Below are 23,574 nucleotides of genomic sequence, written 5' to 3' on the forward strand. Positions count from 1 at the left end.
GACACCGACACCGACACCGACACCGACACCGACACCGACACCGACACCGACACCGACACCGACACCGACACCGACACCGACACCGACACCGACACCGACACCGCGCACCCGGGCAGCACCGACGCGTCCAACGACGGAAACGTGGCGACCGACGGGCCGATCACCGCGAGCGCGTTGCCCGGCACGGCCTTCCATGGCGAGGGACGGGCGCAGGCCGATCCCGACGCCGTCCTCGACCGGGCGCGGGCGGCGCTACCCGGTGTGGCCGCGCACGCTGGTGTGCAGGCCGTGGCCGCCCTGGCCGACGGGACGTACCAGGTCACCCGCGCTGACGGTAGCCAGTTCAACCTCCGGGTGGACAGCGGGCCGGTGGCCGACCGCGCGGTCGCGGCCAGCGCGTTCGACCCCGACGGTACGGCCGTGGTGACGGTCTCCGACCGGGCGGCCGACGCGGTGATCGATCGTGCGGTGGCCCACGAGGTGGCCGAACTGGCCGCCGTCGGTCAGCCACTGGCGGAGGGTACGGCGGTCGTGACGCCGCTCAGCCCCGCTGACGTGGCCGAGCTGGTGACGGCCGCGCACCAGGTCCGGACCGCCAACTCGTCGTCCCGGACAGCGGTGCGGCGGGAGTTGTCCGCGGTTGTGGACCGTCTGGGTCTGCGTGACGGGATGCTCGGTTCCGAGCAGAAGATGGCCGCCCTGCCGGCCGACGTGCGGGCCGAACTGGCCGACGCGACAAGCCACCGTTCGACGTGGGCGAGCGAGCGTTTAGGGCTGCGAGCCGAGCGCCGCACCGCCCTGGCGGAAGCGAACGGGCGCCCGGTCGGCCTGCCGCGGATGAGGACGTACCTGGCCACGCATTTCACCGTGAACACGCTCCTGGTCGCGCTGGCGACGAAGCTCACCCTGGATGCCGGAGGACGGCCGGAGGTCGCCCTGATGCTGGGCGCCGGCGCGGTCGTCGGAGCCGTCGCCACCGGCCCGGCGAAGTGGCTGGCGAAGCGGTCCGGCCTGGCTGCCGAGGACCGGCGGGCGCGGTACGACACCCGCCAGGACGCGCGTACCGCCGCGGAGACGGACACCACCGCGGCCGAGGCACTCGCGGCCCAGACCGGGGACGCCAGCCCGGCGGTCCAGGAGTTGGGTGAGGCGGTGACCGGGCTCGGTGAGCAGCTCGCGGCCGTCCATGAGCAGTTGTGGCAGGGCGAGCGTCGGCAGCGGCTGATGGGCCAGCCCCGCCAGTTCCCGCCGGTCGGCGGTGACCCAGCGGCGGCCGGCCGGGACTCCGGCAACGGTACGACGTCGACCGACGGCCAGGGCGGTCCGTCGCAGGTCGGGCTGACCCCGCACGAGCAGGGGCGACTTGCCGAGTTGCGCGCTCTCGCGGCCCGGCACGACGGGGCGCGGCCATGGGCCCGGCCCGGCGCCGGCCGGGAGATCAGGGCGCTGCTGGACAGCCTCGGGCTGCGGCAGGGCACGCCCGGTGTCCAGCAGCGCCGGGACCTGCTGCCGGCCGACGTACGGCCGCTCGTCGACCGGTTCGGCGGCTCGCGGACGGCGGCGGTGCGGGACCGGGCCCGGGCCGTGGTCGACCGCCACCCGGCGGATGGTCAGCGGCCGGGCAAGGTCGCGCCGTGGTGGATGTCGGTGACGGAGAACGCACCGAACCTGCTGACGGCCGCCACCATCGTGGGGGTCGGCGACATCCTCGGCCAGCTGCAACTCGGCTGGTCCGGCATCGCGGGCGCGCTGGCCGCAGCGGCGACCGGCGTGGCGGTCGACCCGGTGGTCGCCCGCAAGGAGGCCGCAGCCAAGGACGCCCGGGACACCTGGGACGTGGACCATCCGGCGCTGCCGGCGGAGGCGCTGCTGTCGCAGGCTACCCAGGCGCTCATCGACCCGATCAGTGCGGTGGACGCTCGCGCCGCGGAGGCTGTGCAACGCACGGTCGACCTGGGGCAGCGCCTCGCCGACCTGGAACGCCGGCTCGCCGAGTCGCAGCGACGCAACGGTGTCGCCGACTCGTTCCGCAACCTGCTCTTCGGCAATCCGGCCTGGGCCGGGCTGGCCCCGCCGAACGCCAACATTCCTGCGCCGCGTCCGTCCACCGACCCGGCGACGTCGACCGGTCCGGCCGCGGCTCCGTCGGCCGATCCACGCACGCCGTCCCTGCAACGGCTTGCCGAGCTCGCCGCACGGCACGAGGCCGCGGGTCCGATGGCCCGCTCGTCGGTGGCCCGGCAACTGCGGGTCCTGGTCGACCAGCTCGGCCTGCGCGAGGGTACGCCGGGCGTGGACCAGCGCCGTGAGTTGGTGCCGGCGGAGCTGCGGCCGGTGGTCGAGCGGCATGGTCGTCCGGGTCTGCCCGACCGGGCGACGCAGTGGCTGAGCCGCACGCCGGCACAGGCGACGGACAGCACCGCACGGCCGAGCAACGTGCCGAACCTGGGTGTGTACGCGGTCGAGCAGACACCCGGACCGCTGATTCAGGCCGGTACGACGGTCGGGGTGGCCCAGGCACTTCAGGTAGCCGCCGGGGCCGGACCGGGCAACATGCTGGCCGGTGGGCTCCTCAGTCCGCTCCGCGACCTGCTGCTCAAGCGTGTCGAGGCCCGGTTCAAGGACGCTCGACGGACCTGGGACCTGGCCAACCCCAACCCGGCGATGGACCCGACCGCACGGGTGGCAGGACTCGCCGGCCCGTCAACGACGACCCTGACCGACGCCGCTGGTCAGCTCGACGTGGCGTCGCGGCGCCTCGGCGACATCAACGCGACCCTGGAGGGGCTGGCGCAGGGGCGTACCACCGCCCCCGGCACCACATCTCCGGAGACCGGCGCCACCACGCCCGGTTCGACCGACCCCACGGCGGGGGCCGACCCCGCAGCCGCCACTGGAACCCCGGATTCCGCGGCCACCACCCCGGACCAGAACCAGGAAGGGGTCGGTCCGGACCCGCTGAGCAGGGCGGACGCCTGGGAGGTGCAGACGGCCGCGCACCACGTGCGTACCGCTGATCGGGTTTCTCTGAAGCCGGCGTTGCGCGAGCTGCACGCGGTGATCGATCGGCTGGGTCTGCGGGACGGCATGCTCGGGGCGCCGGACCGGGTCGCGCAACTACCCCCCGAGGCCCAGCAGGTGGTTGCCGAGTTCGGTGGCGACCGGTCGGGCCGGGCGCGGCAGCTCCGGACGCTCCGGGGCGAGCGGCGATCCGCCGAGGATGCCCGTCCCGCGGGCATTCCCCGACTGCGGACCTACCTCGTGTCGAGCGTGCTGACCACCGCCGCGACCGCCGGTGCGGCGACCGCGATCGCATTCGCGGTGGCCAGTCCGCTGGCACCGGTGATCCCCATCGCCGCAGTAGCCGCCGCGCCGGTGATCGGGTTGGCGAAGTGGCACGCCAAGCGGCAGAGCCTCGCCGCCGACGATGTGCGTACCCGCTTCGACGGGCGTAGCGATGCCCGGGATGCCGCGAATCGGGTCGACCAGGTCATCGATCGACTGAACGAGCCGGTCGCCGAGCTGGAACAGGCGGCCGACCGGGTCGAGGGTCGCCTGGCCGCCGCCGAGGTGGCCACCGACCGGTTGGCCGAGCGGCTGGCGGAGACCCACCGCCGCAACGGCCTGCTGTCCCGCCTCCTGGGCACCGCCGACAATGGTCGGACCGACCCGGCCGCGACCAACCCGGAGAGCGGCGGCAACCCGGATAACCCCACGGACCCCGCCGGCAACGGCGACCCCGGCACCGACTCGGGGCGGATCACTGCGGCGGCCGTACCGAACTCGGGCTTCCACGGTCTGGGGCGCCCGACGGCCGACCCGGCGGCGGTGCTGGACACTGCCCGTGCCGCGATGCCGCAGGTAGCCACGTTCGCCGGGGTGAACGAGGTCACCGCGGTCGGGCCGGACACCTTCGAGGTGCGCGCGGCCGGCCTGAATCCGCTGCGGGTGCAACTGAGCGTCGGCCCTCTGACCGACGGGGTGGTGGCCCAGTCGACGCGCAACCCGGACGGGTCGTTCACGGTGACCGTCTCGGACCGGGCCGTGGACGGAGTGGTCGCCCGGGCGCTCGCGCACGAGGTCGCGGAACTGGTGGCCCTGCACGAGGCCGGGCAGGCCCTGGTCGGGCCGCTCGACCCGGGCAACGTCCAAGGGCTGATCGACCCGGCCGGGCTCACCGCGCACGACCGGGGTCGGATGGCCGAGATCCGCCAGCTCGCCGCCGAGTACGAGACCGGCGACCAGGCCACCCGCCTCGCCGTGCGGGCCGAGATCGACGCCCTCGTCGACCATCTCGGCCTGCGCGTGGGTGATCCGGCCGCACGCGCGCGATGGGCTGCCCTACCGCCTGACGCGTTGGCGCACCTGATGCGACTGAGCGTGCCGTCGGTGACGCCCGAAGCGGTCGCCGCGGTGCTGAAGGGCAGCCCGACGCCCACCGACGTCGAGCGGTTCCGGATGATCGACTACCGGGCCCGACTTGCCCCGGACTTCCAGGTGCCGGCGACCACCGAGCTCGACGCGCGGCTGCGCGAGCTGGCGGTGCAGGGTGAGCAGGCCCAGACCAGCCTGCCGCGGATGCCCGCGTACGCAGGGCAGATCATCGCCATGCTGCCGGCTCAGCTGGACCTGATCCGGCAGGTGGATCCGCAACTCGCCGACCGGATCGCCGCCCAGGGCGTGTACGTCGACCTGACCGGTCAGTTCGACCTGCGTCCGTACGCGGTGGACAGCCAGCCCGAGATCGGCCTGGGTGACGCCCGGCCGGCGTTCGACCTGGGGACGCCGGATGGCCGGCAGGCGCTGCTGGCCGAGGACCGGGTCCGGGCACGCGCCACGTTGCGCGGCCGCACCAGCGGCCGGCCAGTCCGGCTGCTCAGCACCCACGACTTCCACTACCTGGGCGCGGGTCGGGTGATGGGTCTGGTGCCGGATGCGCTGACCCAGTTGTTGGGCGGGTTCAGCCCGATCGCCGAGGCGACGACCGCGGAGACCACAGTCGCCGTGGGCCCGGCCGAGACCGCCGTGGTCGCCGACCGGGTCACCCTGCCGGCCGCGGAGGCGGGCAAACCGGGCGTGGTGTACGGGCAGGCGCTCGACAGTCGGACCGGCCAGCCGCCGCCGCTGTTCGACGGGCCGCCCAAGCGCGAGGACGTGCAGCAGGGCATGCTCGGCGACTGCGGCATGATCGCGGTGATCGGCGCGGTGGCCGGCCAGGTGCCCGCCGCGCTCGCCGACGTGTTCCACGTCAACTCGGACGGCACGGTGGACGTGCTGCTGCACGAGACCAGCCTGCCCGGCTCGTCGGTGACGCCGACCGGGCGGCGGCTGCGGATCACCGTCCAGCCGGACGTGCCGCTGCAACCCGGCCCGGACGGGCCGCCGCGACCTGGCCGGGACGGCCAGACGGCGTACGCGGACCAGTCGACGGTGGGCGTGGCCTGGGCGTCGCTGCTGGAGAAGGCGATCGCCGCGGTCGACCGAACCTGGACGCAGGACCGCCACGACCAGTGGCAGCGGCAGTGGACCAACCAACCCGGCGTGAACGACACCCAGGCTGCCCCGCTCGGCTATGCGCGACTCAACAACGGCAGTTCGCGGTTGGCGCAGGCGGAGCTGCTCAGCCAACTGACCGGCCTGCCGACGTCGGTAAACCAGCTGGACACCACGCCCGGTCAGGAGGCCGTCGCCGAGGCGCGGCTGGCGGAGCTGTTGGCCGCCGGCAGTCCGGTGATCACCGGCACCCGATCGGCGTCGACGTACCCGACCGGGACGCTTCCACACGGCCTGTACGCCGGACACGCCTACGAGGTGGTTGGTGTCGCCAACGGTGAGGTGCAGCTGCGTAACCCCTGGAACAGCAAACACCCCACACCGATGCCGGTGCGCGCCTTCCTCGACCTGATGAGCCCCTGGTACGCGCACGTCGAGCTGGCCCGTACCGCGACCCCGGCGGTGCCGGGCTCCTCGTTCAACGGGCTGGGTCGGCCGGCGGCCGACGCCGTGGCGGTGGTGGACGCGGCCCGGGCCGCGCTGCCCACCGTGACGGCGGCCGTACGGGCCCACCAGATCGTCGCGGTCACCGCGGACCGGTTCGAGGTGCGGGTGAGCGGCCTGGACCCGCTGTCGGTGCGGGTGGCGGCCGGCCCGCTCGCCGACGGCGCGGTGGCGCAGACGGTGCGGCACCTCGACGGCTCGTTCACACTCACCGTGTCGGACCGGGCGACTGACGCCGCGGTCACCCGCGCGCTTGCGCACGAGGTGGCGGAGCTGGTGGCGCTGCACGACACCGGCCAGGCACTGGTCGGCCAGCTGGACGTGGACCACCGCGACGGGCCGATCGACCCCACCGGCCTGACCGCCCAGGACCAGGGTCGGCTGGCCGAGCTGCGGGTCCTCGCCGCGTCGTACGCCGGCGCGGGTCCGGCGGCCCGGCTCACCCTCCGGACCGAGATCGACGCCCTGGCCGAGCACCTCGGGCTGCGCCTGGGCACCCCGGACTCGCATGCCCGCTGGGGTGTCCTCCCCGGCGACGTGGCCATCCACCTGATGCAGTTGAGTGTGCCGCTGGTGAGCCCGGACTCGATCGCCGGAGTGCTCCGCGGCATGCCGTCGAGCATGGTCGAGCGCTTCCGCGCGATCGACTACCGGTCCCGGCTGGCGCCGGACTTCACGGTGCCTGCGGCTGCCGTGGTGGATGCCCGGCTGCGCGAGCTGGCGATCCAGGGCGAGCAGGCGCAGTCGAGCCTGCCGCGGATGCCGGCCTGCGCCGGGCAGATCATCGGCCTGCCGCCGGCTCAGCTGGACCTGATCCGGCAGGCGGATCCGCAGCTCGCCGACCGGATTGCCGCCGAGGGTGTGTACGTCGACCTGACCGGCCGGTTCGACCTGCGCCCGTTCGTGCTCGACGGCGTATCGGAGATGAAACTGGCGGAGTCGACGGCGGCCTTCGACCTGGGTACGGAGGTGGGGCGGCGGTCGCTGCTGGCCGAGGATCGGGTTCGCACCCGGGCCGCGTACCGGGCCGAGTACGGCGCGAACCCCGCCGCCGTGGCGCTGCTGAACACGCACGACTTCCACTACCTGACGACCGCCCGGGTGCTGGCCCTGGTGCCGGACGTACTGGCCCGGGCGTTGCACTCGTTGGTGCCCGGCGCGCCGCCGCTGGACGTGGAGGTCGAGGCGACGGTCACGGCCCACGAGACCGCGGTGGTCGCCGACCGCGTCACGCTGCCGGCCCCGAAGAAGAACCAGGTCGTCCCCGAGTACGGCCAGGCGCGCGACCCACGGACCGGGCAACCGGCGCCGCTCTTCGACGGACCGCCTCGCCGGGAACAGGTGCGGCAGGGCTTGCTCGGGGACTGCGGGATGCTGGCCAGCGCTGCCGCCGTCGCCGGTTACCGGCCCGACGTGATCGCCCAGCTCTTCCAGCCCAACCCGGACGGCACCGTCGACGTGCTGCTGCACGAGAGCACCCTGCTCGGCAACGCGATCAACCCGACGGGCCGGCGACTGCGGATCACCGTGCAGCCGGACGTGCCGCTTCGTTCCGGCAACAACGGCGTGACCGCCTACGCCGATCAGTCGGCCAACGGCAGCTCCTGGGCGTCGCTGCTGGAGAAGGCGCTCGCCGCCGTGGACCGGACGTGGAGCGCCGAGCGGCACGTGCAGTGGCAGCGCGACTGGCTTTCGTGGCAAAGGCCACCGGATCCGCACATGGCGGCGCCGACCGGCTACGCCCGGCTGAACGTCGGCAGTCGCCCGCGGATGCAGGCGGAGCTTCTCACCCAGCTCACCGGAGTGCCGAGTCGTGCAGCGATGTTCGACAGGACACCAGGGCGGGAGGCCGCCGTCGAGGCCCGGCTGGCCGCACTACTGGCCGCCGGTAGTCCGGTGATCACCGGCACCAAGTCGGAGGATCGCTACCCGCTGGCGATCCGCAAGAGACTCCCACACGGGCTCTATGCCGGACACGCCTACGAAATGGTGGCGGTCAGCAAAGGTCAGGTGCAGCTGCGCAATCCGTGGAACAAGGACCACCCGACGCCGATGACGGTGCGGGAGTTCCTCGATCTGATGGACCCGGAATACGCCTACCTGCAGCCACAGCCGGCCCCGCCAGTTGCGACTTCCGGAGCTGCCGCAGCACTTCCACTTCCGCCTCCACCGTCGCTACCACTTCCACCCCCGCCGCCGCTTCCGCCGCACCTTCCGCCGGCACCGCCGTACTCGCCGGCGCCACCGGAGCACGTGCCCCGCCGGCACACCCTCGGACGGACCCATCTGGAAGAGCCGAGGTTCGTCATCGTGTACTACGCCCTGCTCGCGGGCGACGGTACGGTGAGTGGGCTGGGGGTCGTCGAGCCGTCCGAGCAGGGGCAGCGCTCGGCCCACTGGACGGTGGGCGGGGCGCCGCCCGGTGCGGGGGGGTCCCTGCCGGTCGGCCGGGCGGAGGCCGAGCGGATCGCGCGTGAGGTGCTCGGCTTCGCGCTGCCCGACGAGGCGACGTTGCACGACATGCTGGACGGGTGACCGTGCCGAAGAGAGAGCTGGGAGGAGAGCCGTTGCGCTCCTACACGGACGTCATGTGGATCCAAAACAACGCGCCGTCGGACATCGGCCCGGCCCGGCTCGGCGTTCGGTGGATCGACGAGGGCCCTCCGGTCCAGGCGGAGATCGTCGTGATGCCGCACTGGGACGAGGAGTCCCCCCACTACGAAGTCACCCTGGGCGGGACCTTCCCGGTAGGTGACGAGACCTGGCGCTTCGCGGACGTCGACATGGAGAGCGCCGACGAGTGGCAGGTGATCGTCCGACGGGTCGACGAGAACGAGGTGATGACGCCGCCAACCGGCCACGTCTGGAAGCGAATGCAGCTGCGGCCGTACGGTCAGCTCGACGAAGCGCAGCTGCTCGCGGTCGAGGCCGAACTCGGCACCTCGTTGCCTGCGGACTATCGCGACTGGCTGCGGGAGAACAACGGGGCGCAGCCCGAGGTCGAACATCATGTTCCCGGTCTGCCGTTCGCGCTCACTCCGGAACGTCCCCTGCTCGGCGTCCACCCGCAGTACCCCCCGTTCGACCTGGTGCACGCGCAGCGCGTACACCGGGATCCCTGGCTGTCGCCGGACCTGCTGGTCATCGCGAACCTCTCCGGCGGTCTCCTGGTGCTCACGCTGCGGGAGCGCGACGAGGAACGGGAGGGTGTCTACTTCCTGCCGGACACCGCCCTGGGCGGGCCGGCAGGTCCCGCGGGTGCTGCCGCGCGTGAACGGCACCTCATACCGATTGCCCGCTCGATCGGCTATTTCCTGGGCAGGCTGACCCCGATCGAGCTGCCCGACCTGCCGCCAGTGCAAATGATCTGGCCCGGTGAGCCCGGCCACTCCCAGCACGAGGACCAACAGCGATGACCACGACGCAAACCTCGCAGGCCGTGCTGCTGCCGGTCGGGCAGTTCTTCGGCACCTTCTATCCGGTGGCCGGTTCGGCCGAGCGTTATCACCGGGTCCGCCTCGGCGACGAGGTGTGGGAGCTGGACGACCAGCGCTTCACCCTGTGGGCGCTGGCGCACGGCACCGGCGACCGACCGGCCGAGCAGCCCTGGACGGTGCCGGCGGTATCCGAAGCGGCGGCGAGCCAACTGCCGGGCGTCGACAGTGCGTCGTTGCTGCACGGGCTGCTGGCCGAAGGTCTGGCCGTCGAGGTCGCCCCCGGCGAGGCGGTGGAGTTCGCTCGCCGGCACCGGGTCGGCGCCCGCATGCTCGGGTTGGGCAACAGCGCCGAACAACCCTGGCTCTGGTCGATCGGCTTCTTCGAGCGTCCGGTGGTGAGCGTCACCCGCACGGTCTACGACCTGTGGGAGCGGTGCCCGTCCGGGGAGAGCCTGTGGACGATGTGCCAGGCGCTCGCCGACGAGGAACGGGAGGCCGGCGGCACCGAACCGGAACTGGTTGACCCGGAACGGCTGCTCACCTCGTTCCTCCGCACCGCCCACCCCCTGCTCAGGGCCAGCGTCGTCTACCTGGATCCGCTGCCGTGACCGATACGACGAGGAACCCCGCGATGACCGCTTCGTTGATCCTGCCGGTGGGCTGGTACACCGGGGAGTTCCACCCGGCCGTCGGCGCCCCGGTGAAGTACCACTCGCTGAGCATCGGCCGCCTCTCGGTGACCATCGAGGACCCACAGGCCTTTGCGGTCTGGGCCGCGGCGCACCGCCCCCTCGACCGGCCCGAGGCGACCTGGGACCGGGCTGCGGTTAGCGAGGCGGCGATGCGGCTCGGCGTGACCCACCCGGACCGGATCGTCGCGGAGTTCCTGGAGGACGGCCTGCTGGTGGAGGTCACGCCGGACGCACCGGACGTGGAGGACTTCGCCCGCGCTCACCGGGTGCAACCGCTGATGGTGTCGCTGGGCAACACCCCGGAGGATCCGCTGCGCCACGGCATCGGTCTCTTCGGTACCGCCCCGGTGCTGCGGCTGCCGGCGCTGGCGCACGACCTGTGGCAGTGGAGCAGCGTGGGCGCCAGCCTGTGGGACGTCTGTCAGGTCTTCGCCGACGCCGGCGCGGAGGCCGAGGTGGCGGACACCCGCGAGCACGACCCCCGGCACCTGCTGCGTGAGTTCCTGGCCGTGTTGCCCCTGCTGGTCGGCGCGAACGCCGCCTGCCTGGACGAGGCCCGCCGCTGAGGACCGCCGCATCCGGGACCTGGCCGGCCTGAGAAGCGGCCGCTGGACGGCATCGCGCCGGCTCAGACCGCCTGCGGCAGCATCCCGGCGTACGCGGCGCGGACCGCGGCGAGCCGGTCGCGCCGGAAGCGGCCCGGCTCCCGCCGGTGCAGATCGCGTCCCTGCTCGGTGGTGAAGGCGGCGACGGGCACCACGTCCTCGCCGGGCGGGACGAACTTGAGCACCTCGTCCAGGGCCGCGACGGCCCGGATCAGCGTGGCGCGGGCCCGCTGCGCCGCGTCCCCGGTCGTTACCTCTGCCGGCACCGACCTGGCGTACCCGTCGGCGACCCGGAGCCACTCGCCGGGATCGAGCAGGTGTGACGGCTCGTCCCCGCCGTAGCGGAAATCACCTGCGGGAGCCACGGCGGGCTCGGCCGGCAGCCGGAAGATGAATTCGCGTGGCTGGCCGCAGGTGGGACATTCGCCGGTGTAGCGGGCGGCCAGGTCACCGTCCTCGAGCGCCACGACCGCGCTCTGCCGGGGAAACCGCGTCTCCCCGCAGGAGCAGGGCCGCAGGTCCATGTAGAGGTGCGCCTCCGCGTTCGTGCGACTGGGGGGCAGGATCATGCGCTCCACCGTACCGACCCTTCGCCCTTGCCGACCGCCCCGCACGGTAGCGCCCATGCGTCGACGAGCGATCGTGGCCAGTTTCTGGCACCGTGAGTACGGCGCGACGTGTTGCCGGGTGCCGGTGACGGCCGTATCGAGGGGGTTACGTGGACTTCACGCTGTCGACGCGGCAGGGGCGGATCGGCACCGTGGTGGAGGTCGCCGGCGACCTGGACATGAGCACCACGCCCGAGCTGAGGGACCAGCTGCGTCTGCTGGCGGAGAGCGGGGTCCGTGCGGTGGTGGTCGACCTGACCGGCGTCGGTTTCCTGGACTCCAGTGGCCTGGGCGCGCTCGTGGTCGCCTACAAGGATCTGCGGGAGCGGGGCGGTTCGCTCTCCCTGGCCGGGGTCGGTCGCTCGGTGCGCACGGTGTTGTCGATCACCTCGGTCGACCGGGTCATCGACGTCTTCGACTCGGTAGACGACGCCGAGGAGGCGGCACGGGTGTCGTGACCGCCCTCGCTAGGGGAAGGTGCTGGCACGGGAGGTGTCCGCGCCGGCAGTGCTCGACCGCGATCCCTCGCCCCCGTACCAGTCGATGATGAGCAGTGTCGCGTCGTCGGCCAGGACCGGCCCGGCGATTGCCAGCACCGCGTCGGACAGCGCCCGGACCGCCTCGCGTGGGTGCAGTTGGGAGATGCCGAGCAGGGCGGCGGGCAGGTCCAGGTCGGCGGCGTTGCGTTCACGCATCCCGTCGGTGACGATGACCAGCCGGTCACCGGGCAGCAGGGACACCGCGCCGCTGCGGTAGCCCTCGTCGGGAAACATGCCCAGCGGGAAGTTGGCGGGCAGTTCCAGCGGCGTGGCCCGGCCGTCCCGGACCAGCATCGGCGGAACGTGCCCGGCGTTGAGCAACTCGCACCGCCCGGTCGCCAGGTCGATGCGACCCAGCACGGCGGTCACGTAGGCGCCTCGCACGTTGGCGTGCTCGGCGACGGCCCGGTTGGCCCCCTCGGCCTGTTGGATCAGGCTGTCGCCGCGGCGGCGGGTGTTGCGCAGGCTGCCCACGCCGAGGGTGGCGGTCAGCGCGCTGGCCACGCCGTGGCCCATCGCGTCGGTGACGCTGACGTGCAGCACGTCGCGGGCCACGCTGTAGTCGAAGGTGTCGCCGCCGATGCTGGCGGCGGGCTCCAGCCAGCCGGAGAGCGCGAACGAGCCGGCCTCGCAGGTGAACGAGGCGGGCAGCAGGCGGCGTTGGATCTCGGCGGAGAGAGAGAACGGGGTGCTGCGTTGACCCCATTCGAAGAGGTCGGTGTGCCGGCGGTTGGCGATGACCACGAACGCCAGCGCGTGCGCGGTGCGGGCGATCTCCGCGACCGCGGCGGTGTCCGGCTCGTCGGGCAGGTCGATCTCCAGCAGGCCGATGGCCTCGCCGCGCTCGGTGACGGGTGCGAGCACCGTCCAGTGGTCGTCTCCGGGGAGCACCAGGGTGGTCTGCTGGCGCAGTGCCCGCTCGTAGGGCCCGCCGTCGAAGGGGAAGACCTCGGCGGTCTCCGTGCCCTGACGCCGATCGGGGCGGCCGATGATCGTCTGGTGGGTCAGCCGGACCAGTGCCCGGCCGCTGAGGTCGGCGATGAGCAGCGAGACGCCGAGCGCGCCCAACGCCGTGGCGACGGCGCCGGTGACGGCCTCGACAGCCTCGACCGGAGCGGCCTCCTCGGCCGACTGGAGCATCCCGGCCAGCACGGCCTGATCGTTGTCCTCCACCCGTCGAGCATAGGCAACCACCGGATGCACCGACACGGTCTGCCGGCGGCGCGGTCCGTCGACCCCTCCCGCCGCGGTCACCGGACGACTGCCGGCCGCTCAGGTGAGCGGCCGGCAGCCATGAACGGGTACGAGTCCTCGTGCGGACGCCGACGGGTCAGCCGCGGATCCACCGTGCCGAAGGCCGGCGACCCGGGACCTACCGTTGCCCTCCCGCGACGGTCGCCGGGTTCAGCTGCGGCTCCATCGTTGGTTGGTCCCGCCGTTGCAGTCCCAGATCTGGATGCGCGTGCCGTTGGCCGTCCCGTTGCTGACCACGTCCAGGCAGCGGCCCGAACCAACGCCGGTGATCGAGCCGTTGGCATTGACCGACCACCGCTGGTTGGACTGGCCGTTGCAGTCCCAAATGATCACCGAGCTGCCGTTCGCGGTGCCGGCGCCGTTGACGTCGAGACACTTGCCGCCGAAGACGCGCAGTTCTCCGGCGGCGGTCGCGGTCCAGCTCTGGTTGCTCTGACCGTGGCAGTCCCAGATGATCGCCGCCGCGCCGTTGGTCTGCGAGGCGCCGTTGACGTCCAGGCACCGTCCGGAGGCCGCGTTGCGCAGGGGCGACGTGCCGCCCGGTGGCGGGGTGGTCGGGCTGGCGGTGGGCGACGTGGTCGGCGACGTCGTCGGGGTAGGGGTCGGGTCGGTGCTGCTGAACTGGGTGAAGAACCTCCACACCTCGCCCTTGGTCCAGGTCCGGGCGCCGCTTTCGCCGCCGCCGTCCACCGGGCCGGGGCCGTGCCCACCGTCGAAGGCGGCCCACACCACCGGATAGCCGGATCGGCAGCCGGAGTAGGTGGTGGTGATGTGGGTCAGGCTGCCCGCTCGTGGCTCGGGCGGGTTCTGCGCGGTGCACCCGTTGTTCCGGACGAACCTGTCCCGCAGGGACCGTCCGGCGGAGATGTTGAGCACCGAGTCCCCGAGGCCGTGGATCCCCATGTACGCGATCGGCTGGGTGCCGCCGCTGCACCCGCTGAGCTGCCCACCGGAGTAGACCGCGACGGCGCGGAAGACGGTCGCCCGGGAACAGGCGAGCGAGTAGCTCATGCCCCCGCCGTAACTGAAGCCGAGCGCGAACAGCTGCGTCGTGTCGACGCACAGGTCCGCCTGGATCAGGCTGATCATGTTGTCGACGAAGGTGACGTCCTGGCCGTTCGGGTTGGCCCAGCCGTTGCCGTTGCCCTGGGGGGCGACGAAAATGGTGCTGTTGTTCGCCTGCTGCCGCAGCCCGTAGTAGGACCAGGCCGCCCCGTCCGACCCGCCCCCGTCGACGTCGCCGGCGGTGCCGCCGTTCCAGTGGAATCCGAAGATCAACCGGTACGGATGGTTCCGGTCGTAGTTGTCCGGGATCCGCAGGATGAAACTACGGTTCTGGCCGCTGCTCTGGATGGACCGCTGACCGCTCGTCAACGTGGGCGCCTTGCCGCACCCGGCGGTCGCCGCGGCCGGGACGATGTCCGCTGCCGACGCGGTGGTGCCCAGGCCGCCGGCCAGTGCCCCCGCGCTCACGGTCACGACGACAGCCGCGGCCGTTGCCAGAAGACCAAGGATGGGTCTACGTCTTGTCATGATTGGGCTCCCGCCACTCGACACGAACTGACTTAGGCGCAGGGGTCCACGGCGACACCCACGCCGCTACGACGCGCCACTCCCGTCGCCCCCGCCGACCGCACTCCTGGCGGAGGAAACCGTGGAGGACGCGATGTGCCAATGGCGCCCGGCCGGCTCATCGCCAGAGGTTCTCGCGGCTGGCCCGCCGCCCACGCGGGACCAGTTGGTCGATGAATCGTCGGCGACGGACACCGTGGTTGCCCGATCACCAACGGTTGACCGCCGGACGGTGCCGGATCGCCCGGCTAAACATCGAATCAATTCGCCTCGACGCTAGATCGCACAGTGAAATATGTCAATGCCGTGTCCGGCGGGTTGCGGCCCGGCGGGAGCCTGGGTAGGGCCTGCCCCACCGGCGGCCTTCCCGCTCACTGGCTGTCACCTGGACGGCCCACTTCCTAGCGTTGCAGGCAAGTCATCGAACACGACTCCTGTCCTCCGGAGGTGGCCAGTGCATCCATCCATCGAAGACCCGCCCGCCAGGAACCGAGCACCAGCCGGTACGCCCTCCCGGATCGTCGACGTCGACGCGTTGCGCGCCGTGGCGCTGCTCCTCATCCTGATCGTCAACATCGCCTTCTTCGCCGACGGCTACTCCTTCCAGCTGGTTCCGGATCCCGCGCACGACTCGTGGGGCGACCAGGCCGTTCGGTGGCTCGTCGAGGCGCTCTTCGCGATGAAGGCGTACCTGCTCTTCTCCTTTCTGTTCGGCTACAGCTTCACGCTCCAGCTCGATTCCGCCGTACGGCGCAACGTCGATTTCGCCCCACGATTCCGGCGACGACTGGCCGGGCTCTTCGTGCTCGGAATCCTGCACGCGGTGCTGCTGTTCCATGGCGACATCCTGACCACGTACGCACTGCTCGGTCTGATCCTGCTCGCCATGCGGCGAGTCGCCGTCGGGACCGCGCTGCGCACCGCCGTACTGGTGACCGGCGGTATCGGCTTCGTCCTCGCGCTCGCCGCCACCGGCGGGATGCAGCTGGTCACCGATCCGGCGACGGCGCTCGCGGCCGGGCAGCGGTCGACCGAGGCGCTGCAGGGCGGGTTCGGCTCGCTGATCGCCGAGCACGTACGCCAACTGCCGGCGATGGTCGGCGCGCTCCTCGTGCAGGGGCCGCTCGCCTTCTCGGCCTTCCTCTTCGGTCACGCGGCCGGGCGACGCAAGCTCCTCGCCAGCATCGGCGAGAACCGGCAGCTCCTGCGCCGGGTGCAGCAGGTGGGCTACCCGATCGGCCTGGCCGGCGGCGTCATCTTCGCCTCGGGCGGGGGCACCGCCAACCTGACCGGTCTGACGGCGGGCGTGCTCACCGCGCCCCTGCTCGCGGCGGCGTACGCGGCCAGCCTGCTCCAGTTCTTCAGGAGTGACCGGGGGCGGCGGGTCGTCGCCGTGCTCGCGCCGGCCGGCCGGATGTCCCTGTCGAACTACCTGGGTCAGTCGCTGCTCTGCGTGCTGGTGTTCACCGGCGTCGGGCTCGGCCTCGCTGGCAGCGTCGCTCCCGCGGTCGTCGTCCTCATCGCGGTCGCGATCTACGGTGTGCAGCTCGCCGTCAGCGCGGCGTGGATGGCGCGGTTCCGGTACGGGCCGATGGAGTGGGTGCTGCGGGCCTGGACCGAGCGGCAGTGGCCGCCGTTGCGGTCCGCCGACCGCAGCTCGGCGCCGCATCGATAGGTCTCCACGTCTTGGCAGCGACGCGTGCCTCCGCTACCGTCCATGGGAACGCTCCCACACAGTTGGAAACGTCTATGTGACCAGGAGGCAACACGTCGTGGCTATCCTCTCCTCGCTCCGCAGCAGATCGGTGGCCACCAGCCTGGCGGCCGTCGCGGGCGCCACCGCTGTCGGCGTCTGCCTCACCGTTGGCAGCGCCTCCGCGGGCACGCTGTCCGGATCGCTCTACCGCGACCCGAGTTCAGCGGTCGTACGCTGGGTCGCCGCCAACCCCGGCGACTCGCGTACCGCCGTCATCCGCGACAAGATCGCGAGTCAGCCGCAGGCCCGCTGGTTCGCCAACTTCAACCCCTCCACCGTGCAGTCCGAGGTGTCCGGGTTCATCGGCGCGGCCAACGCGGCGCAGCAGATCCCGGTGCTGGCGGTGTACGAGATCACCAACCGGGACTGCGGCGGGGCCAGCGCGGGTGGGGCGCCGGACCTCAACCAGTACCAGACGTGGGTGACCAACTTCGCCAGGGGCCTGGGCAACCAGACGGTCATCATCATCCTGGAAACCGACTCGCTCGCCCTGCTGACGTGCCTGAGCAGCGCCGAGATCAACGCGCGCAACCAGGCGATCTCGACTGCCACCCGGACCATCAAGTCGGGCAATCCCAACGCCAAGGTGTACCTCGACGCCGGGCACTCCACCTGGAACAGCGCGGGTGAGACGGCCAACCGGCTCCGGGCGGCCGGCGTGCAGTACGCCGACGGCTTCTTCAGCAACGTGTCGAACTACAACTCCACCTCCAACGAGGCGAACTTCGGCCGGGCGGTCATCTCCGCCCTCAACGGCATGGGCATCTCAGGCAAGCGCCAGGTCATCGACACCAGCCGCAACGGCGGTGCCAGCGGCGACTGGTGCGGTGACGACAACAGCGACCGGCGCATCGGGCAGTACCCGACGACGAACACCGGCGACAGCAACATCGACGCGTACCTCTGGGTGAAGCCGCCGGGGGAGGCCGACGGCTGCCGCTACACGGCCGGATCGTTCCAGCCCGACCTGGCCTACAGCCTGGCCAACGGTGTGCCCAACCCGCCCACCACCGCCCCGCCGACGTCCGCGCCGCCGACCACGGCTCCGCCGACCACGGCGCCTCCGACCACGGCCCCGCCGACGACCGCGCCTCCGACCACGGCCCCGCCAACCACGGCTCCCCCCACCACCCCGCCGCCGACCGGTAACGGCTGCTCCGCGTCGGTGGCGGTCAACCAGTGGTCCGGCGGCTTCACCGCGAGCGTGACGGTCACCGCCGGCTCCGCGGACATCAACGGCTGGACCACGACCATCACGCTGCCCAGCGGCGCCGCGGTCACCGGCGTCTGGAGCGCCCAGGCCAGCGGCACCAGCGGCACCATCAGGTACACCAACGTGAGCTACAACGGACGCGTCGGCGCCGGACAGTCGACCACCTTCGGCTTCCAGGGCACCGGCACCGGTCCGGGCGCGTCGGCCATCTGTGCGGCCAGCTGACCCCACCCGATGTCACGAGCCCGGCGCGGAGGACCTCTCTCCGCGCCGGGCTCCGTGCGCGCCCTGCGGTACGGCCCGGCCGGCACCGGAATGACGGACAGGCCCAATGGGGTGGTGGATCCGTCGACTCAGTTGCTCCCGTACACAACGGACTCAAGCAGCAGCTACGGATTGTCCGACCGGTGGTAGGTCGGGATGGCGACTGCCGGTTTCCCGGTGCCGGCTTCTCCCCCTCCGGGACGTCTCGTGGCAGGCGAGCACCGCGAACGCCGCGGCCGTCAGCAGGCCACCGAACAACGGGATGACGCGTACCCCGAACGTCGCCAGCAGGCCCGCACCGATGAGCGAGCCGGCGGCGAGGCCGACGTTGAACGCGACGCTGAGGCTGGCCGATGCCATGTCGGTGGTCGACGGGGCCACCTGCATGATGCGGTGCTGGATTCCCGCGATCAGCGAGCTGAAGGACATCCCCGCCACGGCGAGCAACGGGATCGTCAGTGCCTTGCTCGCTCCCACCCCGTAGAGGCCGAGCATCGCGGCGGTGATGAGCCCGAGCAGGCCCAGTACGACACCGAGCGGGAACCGGTCCAGGACCCGGCCGACCGCCCAGGTGCCGGCGACGCCGAACGAGCCCTGGACGAAGAGCAGCAGGCCGAGGGATGCGGCGGCGAACCCGCTGACGTCGAGGAGGAAGACGGTCATGTAGGTGAACGCACCCATGGCGCCGGTGACCGCGAGGATGGTGGCGACGATGAGCACGACGAAGCGGGATCGATCCGGCATGGGTCCGAAACCGCCCGCACCCTCTTGCGGTGTGCTGCTCGGCAGGAGCAGGACGACCGCGATGCAGGTGACGAAGCCGAGGATGGCCATCGCGAGGAAGGCGGCCCGCCATCCGGCCTGCCCGCCCAACCAGGTGCTCAGCGGTACGCCGAGGACCGGGCCGAGAGCGTTGCCGATCGACAGTCGAGCCACGATGCGGCCGCGGATGTTCGCGGGGAACATCGAGATCGCTACGGGGAACACCACCGCCCAGAAGACCCCGTTGGTGGTGGCGGACACCAGCCGCGCGGCGAGCAACACCTCGTAGGAGGTCGCGAAGGCCGACACCGTCGTCGCGGCGGCGAACACACCGAGGGAGCCGGCGAGCAGTGGGCGCCGGGGCAGTCGCCGAGTGACCCGGGTCAGCGGGAGCGCCACGATCATGACCACCACGGCGTATCCGGTCACCAGCAGACCGGCCTCGGACCTGGAGCGGCCCAGGTCTGGGGCGATCAGCGTGAGCAACCCGATCGGCAGCACTTCGGTGGTGACGTAACAGAAAGTGGCGGCGGACAACGCGGCGAGGGCATAGGCCGCGCGTCGTTGGTGCGCCATTGGCTACCTCCCAGATCCTGGACAAGGCGGAGCAGGAAACAGCCAGGCAGCGGTACGCGGAGGCCCCCTCGATCATCTCGACGGCGTCAACATCGCCGGTGCACTGACGTGATTCCAGCAAAGCGGGTTTTGACGGTAGCATAGACAGTCGGAAATTCCTCGCTGTGAGACGGGCCGACGCTGCCCTCCTGAATGCCGCGCAGCGGGCTGACCGGCTCTGCTCCGGCGGACCGCAACCTCCTTCGATGTCATAGGTGGTAGCCTTTCGGCATGCCCCTCGACGTGTGCCAGCTACCGTTGGTTGGTGGGCACCCCGTGCTCGATCTGGTCAACACACGTGAGCGAGGGGGCGCGTCGCCGCACGACTTCCTGTCCGACAGCTCCGCTCTGCTGCGCTGGTCGGTCCGGGTGGGCGTGATCAGCGACGCGGAGGCCGACGAGATTGGCCGGGCGTGGCGCGACGAGCCCGCGGCGGCGCACGCGGCAGTGGCCGCCGTCCGGGACATTCGCGAGGCGCTGCATCTCGTGCTGCTCGCGACGATCACCGACGCGGACGGCGGCACGGCAGGTGACCCGGTCGCGGCCGGCGCCGCGTTGGTCGCACTACATCAGCGCTGGTCCGGCGCTGCCGCCCGAGCGAGACTCGTGCTCGACTCGTCGCGGGTGCGGCTGACCTACGGCACGGTGCCGGCCATGGTCGTGCCCGACCGGATCGCCGCGGCCGCCCTCGACGTCATGCTGACGGCCGACCTGACCCGGGTACGCCGCTGCCCGGTGCTCGAGGGCGGTTGTGGCTGGCTGTTTCTCGACCAGAGCCGCAGCGGATCCCGCCGTTGGTGCCGCATGGCCGACTGCGGTAACGCGGTAAAGGCGCGACGACTCACCGAACGCCGCCGTGCCGCCCGGACGGCCGGCCCGTAGGCAGTGACGAAGGTTGGCGGGTCAGCGGCCTGCCGTGCTGGTGGACCTCCTGGCTCAGCCGCTCTCGTCGACGAACGTGTAGTAGCTCATCCGGAACCGTTGCAGCAGCGCCTGCATGAACTCCGGACCGGCCTCCGGCGGCACCCGCCCCGCGCCGACCGGGACGCCGTTGTCGTAGAAGTCCTGTGCGAGCGCGCTCCATTCGGGGTCGAGGACGGTCAGCGACACCGCTTGGCCCGGCTGCCAACGGAACTCGGCAACCCGCCGGTTGGTGTGCTGGGCGAACGCGTACAGCGCCACGCGGGTCAGCGCCTGCTCGGTCATACCTGTCTCCTGTTCACCACCGCTTCTCTGGTCACCACGGGCTCGCGAAACGCGCCCCGCCGGATCGCCGCCCGGCCTCCGCCTCGGCCCGACCGCCTTGTGCGGGGTTGGCTGCTGTTCCACTTCGCGTGTGGCGATTATCCATGTCGGACGCGCGGTCGGCGGCCCGGTAGGGTTAGCCCTACCCCGTAGACGAGTGCCAGCATGATCGGTATCCGGCCGCCGTTTCGGAAGGCTCGGGGTATGCACACGACCCGCCGGATGCGCACGCTGGTCGCCGGGGTTACCGCTGGGGCTTTGGCGCTCGCTCCTCTCTCGGCGGCCTCCGCGGCGCTCGTGACCCGGGAGAGCCCTGCCGGGGCGCCGGTGGGGGCACCGGCCGCCGAGCTGACCGGCATCGGGCAGTTGGTGGATCAGGTCGTCTCGACCCAGCTGGCGCGGGACCGGATCCCTGGCGCTGCGGTCGTCGTCGTGGCCGGCGGAAAGCAGGTCTTCGCCAAGGGATACGGCGTCTCGAACGTTCCGGCCCGAACGCCTGTCGATGCGGCCTCGACCGCGTTCTTCACCGGCTCGGTGGCCAAGATCTTCACAGCGACGGCGGCCGCGCAGCTGATCCGGCAGGGCAAGCTCGATCCGAGCGCCGACGTGAACACCTACCTCAAGGCCTTCAAGATTCGCGACACCTATCCCGGGCACCCGGTCACGGTGGCGGATCTGCTGACCCACACGGCGGGCTTCGACGACGACCCGCGCGGGGTCGCCGTGGCCGACCCCGCAGCCGCGCCGGCCCTGGGGGAATACCTCGCCGCGCACCAGCCCGACCGGGTCCGCCCGCCGGGAACCCTGGCGCGATACGACAATTACGGCGTCGCGCTGGCCGGATATCTGGTGCAGGTCGTCTCCGGCCAACCGTTCGCACAATATGCCCAGGACCACGTCTTCGGACCACTGGGGATGAGCGGCACGACATTCGTTCAGCCGCATCCGGCCGCGATCCAGGCGCGCGTGGCGGTCGGCTACCGTCCCGTAGGTCGCGGCCAGGTCCGCGAAGAGGGCCAGTACGGCGCGTGGTCACCGACCGGGGCGGGCACGGTGGCCACCGCGACCGACCTGGGCACCTTCATGATCGCCCAGATGGCCGACGACCCACGGCTCGGCGCGGGCGTCGCCCAGTCGCTGCGGGAGCAACACTTCACGATGGACCCACGTCTGCCGGGGATGGGCTGGATGCTGCAGCACGCGCCGCGGAACGGACAGCCGATGCTGTTCAAGAACGGCGACGTCCCGGGCTTCCACGCCAATCTCGCGATGCTGCCCGACCAGAAGATCGGGATCTACGTGGTCTACAACGGCGACGGGACGAACGGCGTCGCGAGCTGGAACGGCAGGGACCTCATCCACCAGATCGTCGACCGCTACGTCCCGGACACGAGTCCAGCACCGAAGGCGGTCAGCGGGATCGACACGTCCGGTCTGGCGGGAAACTATCGCGTCAACCGCATCAGCCACACCCAGGTGACGAAGGTGGTGGCGCTGCTCTCGACGGCCACCGTCGCCGTGGCCCCCGGCGGCTCGCTGACCACGAGCGGTCTGTCGTTGAATCCGAACGCGGGCGACCAGCACTGGTACCCGATCGGCACGGGACTGTTCCAGGAGCAAGCCGGACAGGCTCAGCTCGCCTTCGACGGCAAGGGCAATCTGTTCACGTCGGACGACCCGACGGTCGCCTTCACGAAACTGGCCTGGTATTCGTCGCCGACCCTGCACCAGATCATGCTGGGGGCCGGCGTGGTGGTCCTGCTGGTGGCGTTCCTCTGGTTCCCGATCCTGGCGTTGGTACGACAGCGGAAGGGCAAGCCGGCGCACTCGCGCTGGGCGCGAGCGGCGCGGGTCGCAGCGTGGCTCACCGGCGGACTGACGACGCTCTTCATCGGCTGGCTCGCCGTGCTGGCGTCAGACATGAACGCCCTCACCGAGTCGGTCGTTCTCGGCTCGGTGGTGCTGACGGTCCTGCTGTCCCTGAACGGAATCGCGGTGGCGACAACGGCGGTGATGATCGCCGGCACGGGAGCGGCGTGGGCCAGACGATGGTGGACCGTAACGGGCCGAATGGCGTACACGATCACGACCATCGCCGCCATCAGCTATCTGATGGTGGCCTTCACCTACAACCTGATCGGAACCCCGATGGGCTGAGGGCGCGCGGCGCGCGCCGCAGCGCACCTGATCACCGTCTGAGTGGCGTCGCCGAAGATCCCGAAGGTGTGGCTCCACGGCCGACCCCGATCCGAGCCCCACCGCATCCGCTCCGCAGGGCCCGACCGAGGGTGACGGGGTCTACCTGTTCCACTACGTGGCTGAGTCGCTGCCTGGGGAGTTGGCCGACGTGGCCCAGCCCGCAACGGGGCAGACGGGCCGGGGGGTACCGCGGGAGGATTCGCCCGAGGTGGTTGGCACTGCAGAGTGGGCGCGAGGCGGTCACCGACCCTCGGCTACGACACGTGTGACGACCAGCGAGCACCGATGAGGGAGAAATACGTGAACGACGAGGTCACCCAGTACATCAACAAGGCGCAGCCGTGGCAGGTCGAGGTTTGCGAGAAGCTGCGCGCGATGATCGACCAGACCGTTCCGGGGGTGGACGAACGACTCCAGTACGGCAAGCCGCACTACCTCAAGAACGGCCACTACGCGGCCGTCATCGCGGTGGCCAAGGCCAAGGTCTCGTTCATGGTCTTCAACGCGACGGACGTCCCCGAGGTCAAGGGATTCCTCCGGGCGATGGGCAAGGGGGAGCGCAAGACCGTCGACATCACCGAAGGGCAGGACGTCGACTTCGGTGCACTCGCCGGCATCCTGGAGAAGACCACTGCTGGCCTGTAGCCGCCGGCATGCCGCGATCGTGCCGGCCGGCGTCCGTCCGGCCGTCCGGCGTTCCAGCACCCGACTGTGTACGACGGCCTCGTGGCCGTCGCTCAGCAGCGGCACGAGCCGATGCCGTCGGTGGATCCGGTGATCAGGACGCGTGCCGTGTGAACTCCTTGGCGCCGGACG

Annotated in this window: 15 protein-coding genes; 10 read left to right on the forward strand and 5 right to left on the reverse strand. The window is 71.6% G+C overall.

All coding sequences use genetic code 11. The features are described 5' to 3' along the window. Positions 1-141 precede the first annotated feature (141 nt). Genes AB0C25_RS00885 through AB0C25_RS00900 form a run of 4 tightly spaced genes read left to right on the forward strand, consistent with a single transcriptional unit; the run spans position 142 to position 10,692 of the window. Positions 142-8,532, forward strand: coding sequence for a hypothetical protein (locus tag AB0C25_RS00885; RefSeq protein WP_357368271.1), 8,391 nt, complete (start codon positions 142-144; stop codon positions 8,530-8,532). Further along, positions 8,529-9,413 carry a DUF6406 domain-containing protein gene (locus AB0C25_RS00890; protein WP_357368272.1) on the forward strand — a complete coding sequence of 295 codons (885 nt, stop codon included), beginning with the start codon at positions 8,529-8,531 and terminating at the stop codon, positions 9,411-9,413. The genes AB0C25_RS00885 and AB0C25_RS00890 overlap by 4 nt, the downstream gene beginning before the upstream one ends. After that, positions 9,410-10,042 (forward strand): hypothetical protein, encoded by a 633-nt coding sequence (locus tag AB0C25_RS00895; RefSeq protein ID WP_357368273.1) that lies wholly within the window; start codon positions 9,410-9,412, stop codon positions 10,040-10,042. Before AB0C25_RS00890 ends, AB0C25_RS00895 begins: the two co-directional genes overlap by 4 nt. A 23-nt stretch (positions 10,043-10,065) precedes the next feature. Continuing rightward, positions 10,066-10,692 (forward strand): hypothetical protein, encoded by a 627-nt coding sequence (locus AB0C25_RS00900; RefSeq protein WP_357368274.1) that lies wholly within the window; start codon positions 10,066-10,068, stop codon positions 10,690-10,692. Positions 10,693-10,754: 62 nt separating this feature from the next. Here the strand turns inward: AB0C25_RS00900 and AB0C25_RS00905 are convergent, their stop codons facing one another. Then, positions 10,755-11,300, reverse strand: a complete 546-nt coding sequence (locus tag AB0C25_RS00905; RefSeq protein WP_357368275.1) for a hypothetical protein — start codon at positions 11,298-11,300, stop codon at positions 10,755-10,757. Positions 11,301-11,449: 149 nt separating this feature from the next. Between AB0C25_RS00905 and AB0C25_RS00910 the strand changes: the two genes are divergently transcribed. Beyond that, a complete protein-coding gene (locus tag AB0C25_RS00910; protein ID WP_357368276.1) occupies positions 11,450-11,797 on the forward strand; it encodes an STAS domain-containing protein in 348 nt (115 codons plus the stop codon). 9 nt (positions 11,798-11,806) lie between these two features. Here the strand turns inward: AB0C25_RS00910 and AB0C25_RS00915 are convergent, their stop codons facing one another. Further along, positions 11,807-13,051: a PP2C family protein-serine/threonine phosphatase gene (locus AB0C25_RS00915; protein ID WP_357368277.1), complete on the reverse strand. Its 1,245-nt coding sequence runs from the start codon at positions 13,049-13,051 to the stop codon at positions 11,807-11,809. A gap of 231 nt (positions 13,052-13,282) precedes the next feature. Then, a complete protein-coding gene (locus AB0C25_RS00920; RefSeq protein ID WP_357368278.1) occupies positions 13,283-14,665 on the reverse strand; it encodes a lectin in 1,383 nt (460 codons plus the stop codon). A 493-nt stretch (positions 14,666-15,158) separates the two neighbouring features. On the opposite strand from AB0C25_RS00920, the gene AB0C25_RS00925 reads away from it, so the two are divergent. Beyond that, positions 15,159-16,379, forward strand: a complete 1,221-nt coding sequence (locus tag AB0C25_RS00925) for a DUF418 domain-containing protein (protein ID WP_357368279.1) — start codon at positions 15,159-15,161, stop codon at positions 16,377-16,379. Positions 16,380-16,476: 97 nt separating this feature from the next. After that, positions 16,477-17,898, forward strand: a complete 1,422-nt coding sequence (locus AB0C25_RS00930) for a glycoside hydrolase family 6 protein (protein ID WP_357368280.1) — start codon at positions 16,477-16,479, stop codon at positions 17,896-17,898. 153 nt (positions 17,899-18,051) lie between these two features. Here AB0C25_RS00930 and AB0C25_RS00935 read toward each other — a convergent pair whose 3' ends face one another. Then, positions 18,052-19,275 carry an MFS transporter gene (locus tag AB0C25_RS00935; protein ID WP_357368281.1) on the reverse strand — a complete coding sequence of 408 codons (1,224 nt, stop codon included), beginning with the start codon at positions 19,273-19,275 and terminating at the stop codon, positions 18,052-18,054. A 270-nt stretch (positions 19,276-19,545) separates the two neighbouring features. Between AB0C25_RS00935 and AB0C25_RS00940 the strand changes: the two genes are divergently transcribed. Continuing rightward, positions 19,546-20,196, forward strand: a complete 651-nt coding sequence (locus AB0C25_RS00940) for a CGNR zinc finger domain-containing protein (protein ID WP_357368282.1) — start codon at positions 19,546-19,548, stop codon at positions 20,194-20,196. Positions 20,197-20,250: 54 nt separating this feature from the next. On the opposite strand, the gene AB0C25_RS00945 is transcribed toward AB0C25_RS00940, so the two are convergent. Further along, complete coding sequence (locus tag AB0C25_RS00945; protein ID WP_357368283.1) at positions 20,251-20,520, reverse strand: hypothetical protein; 270 nt, start codon at positions 20,518-20,520, stop codon at positions 20,251-20,253. A gap of 243 nt (positions 20,521-20,763) precedes the next feature. On the opposite strand from AB0C25_RS00945, the gene AB0C25_RS00950 reads away from it, so the two are divergent. Together AB0C25_RS00950 and AB0C25_RS00955 are read left to right on the forward strand one after the other, a co-directional pair. Further along, a complete protein-coding gene (locus AB0C25_RS00950) occupies positions 20,764-22,716 on the forward strand; it encodes a serine hydrolase domain-containing protein (protein ID WP_357368284.1) in 1,953 nt (650 codons plus the stop codon). Between the two features lie 327 nt (positions 22,717-23,043). Beyond that, positions 23,044-23,403, forward strand: a complete 360-nt coding sequence (locus AB0C25_RS00955; protein ID WP_357368285.1) for a DUF1801 domain-containing protein — start codon at positions 23,044-23,046, stop codon at positions 23,401-23,403. Positions 23,404-23,574 lie beyond the last annotated feature (171 nt).

It is taken from the genome of Micromonospora sp. NPDC048839, assembly GCF_040649915.1.
GTDB lineage: Bacteria > Actinomycetota > Actinomycetes > Mycobacteriales > Micromonosporaceae > Micromonospora.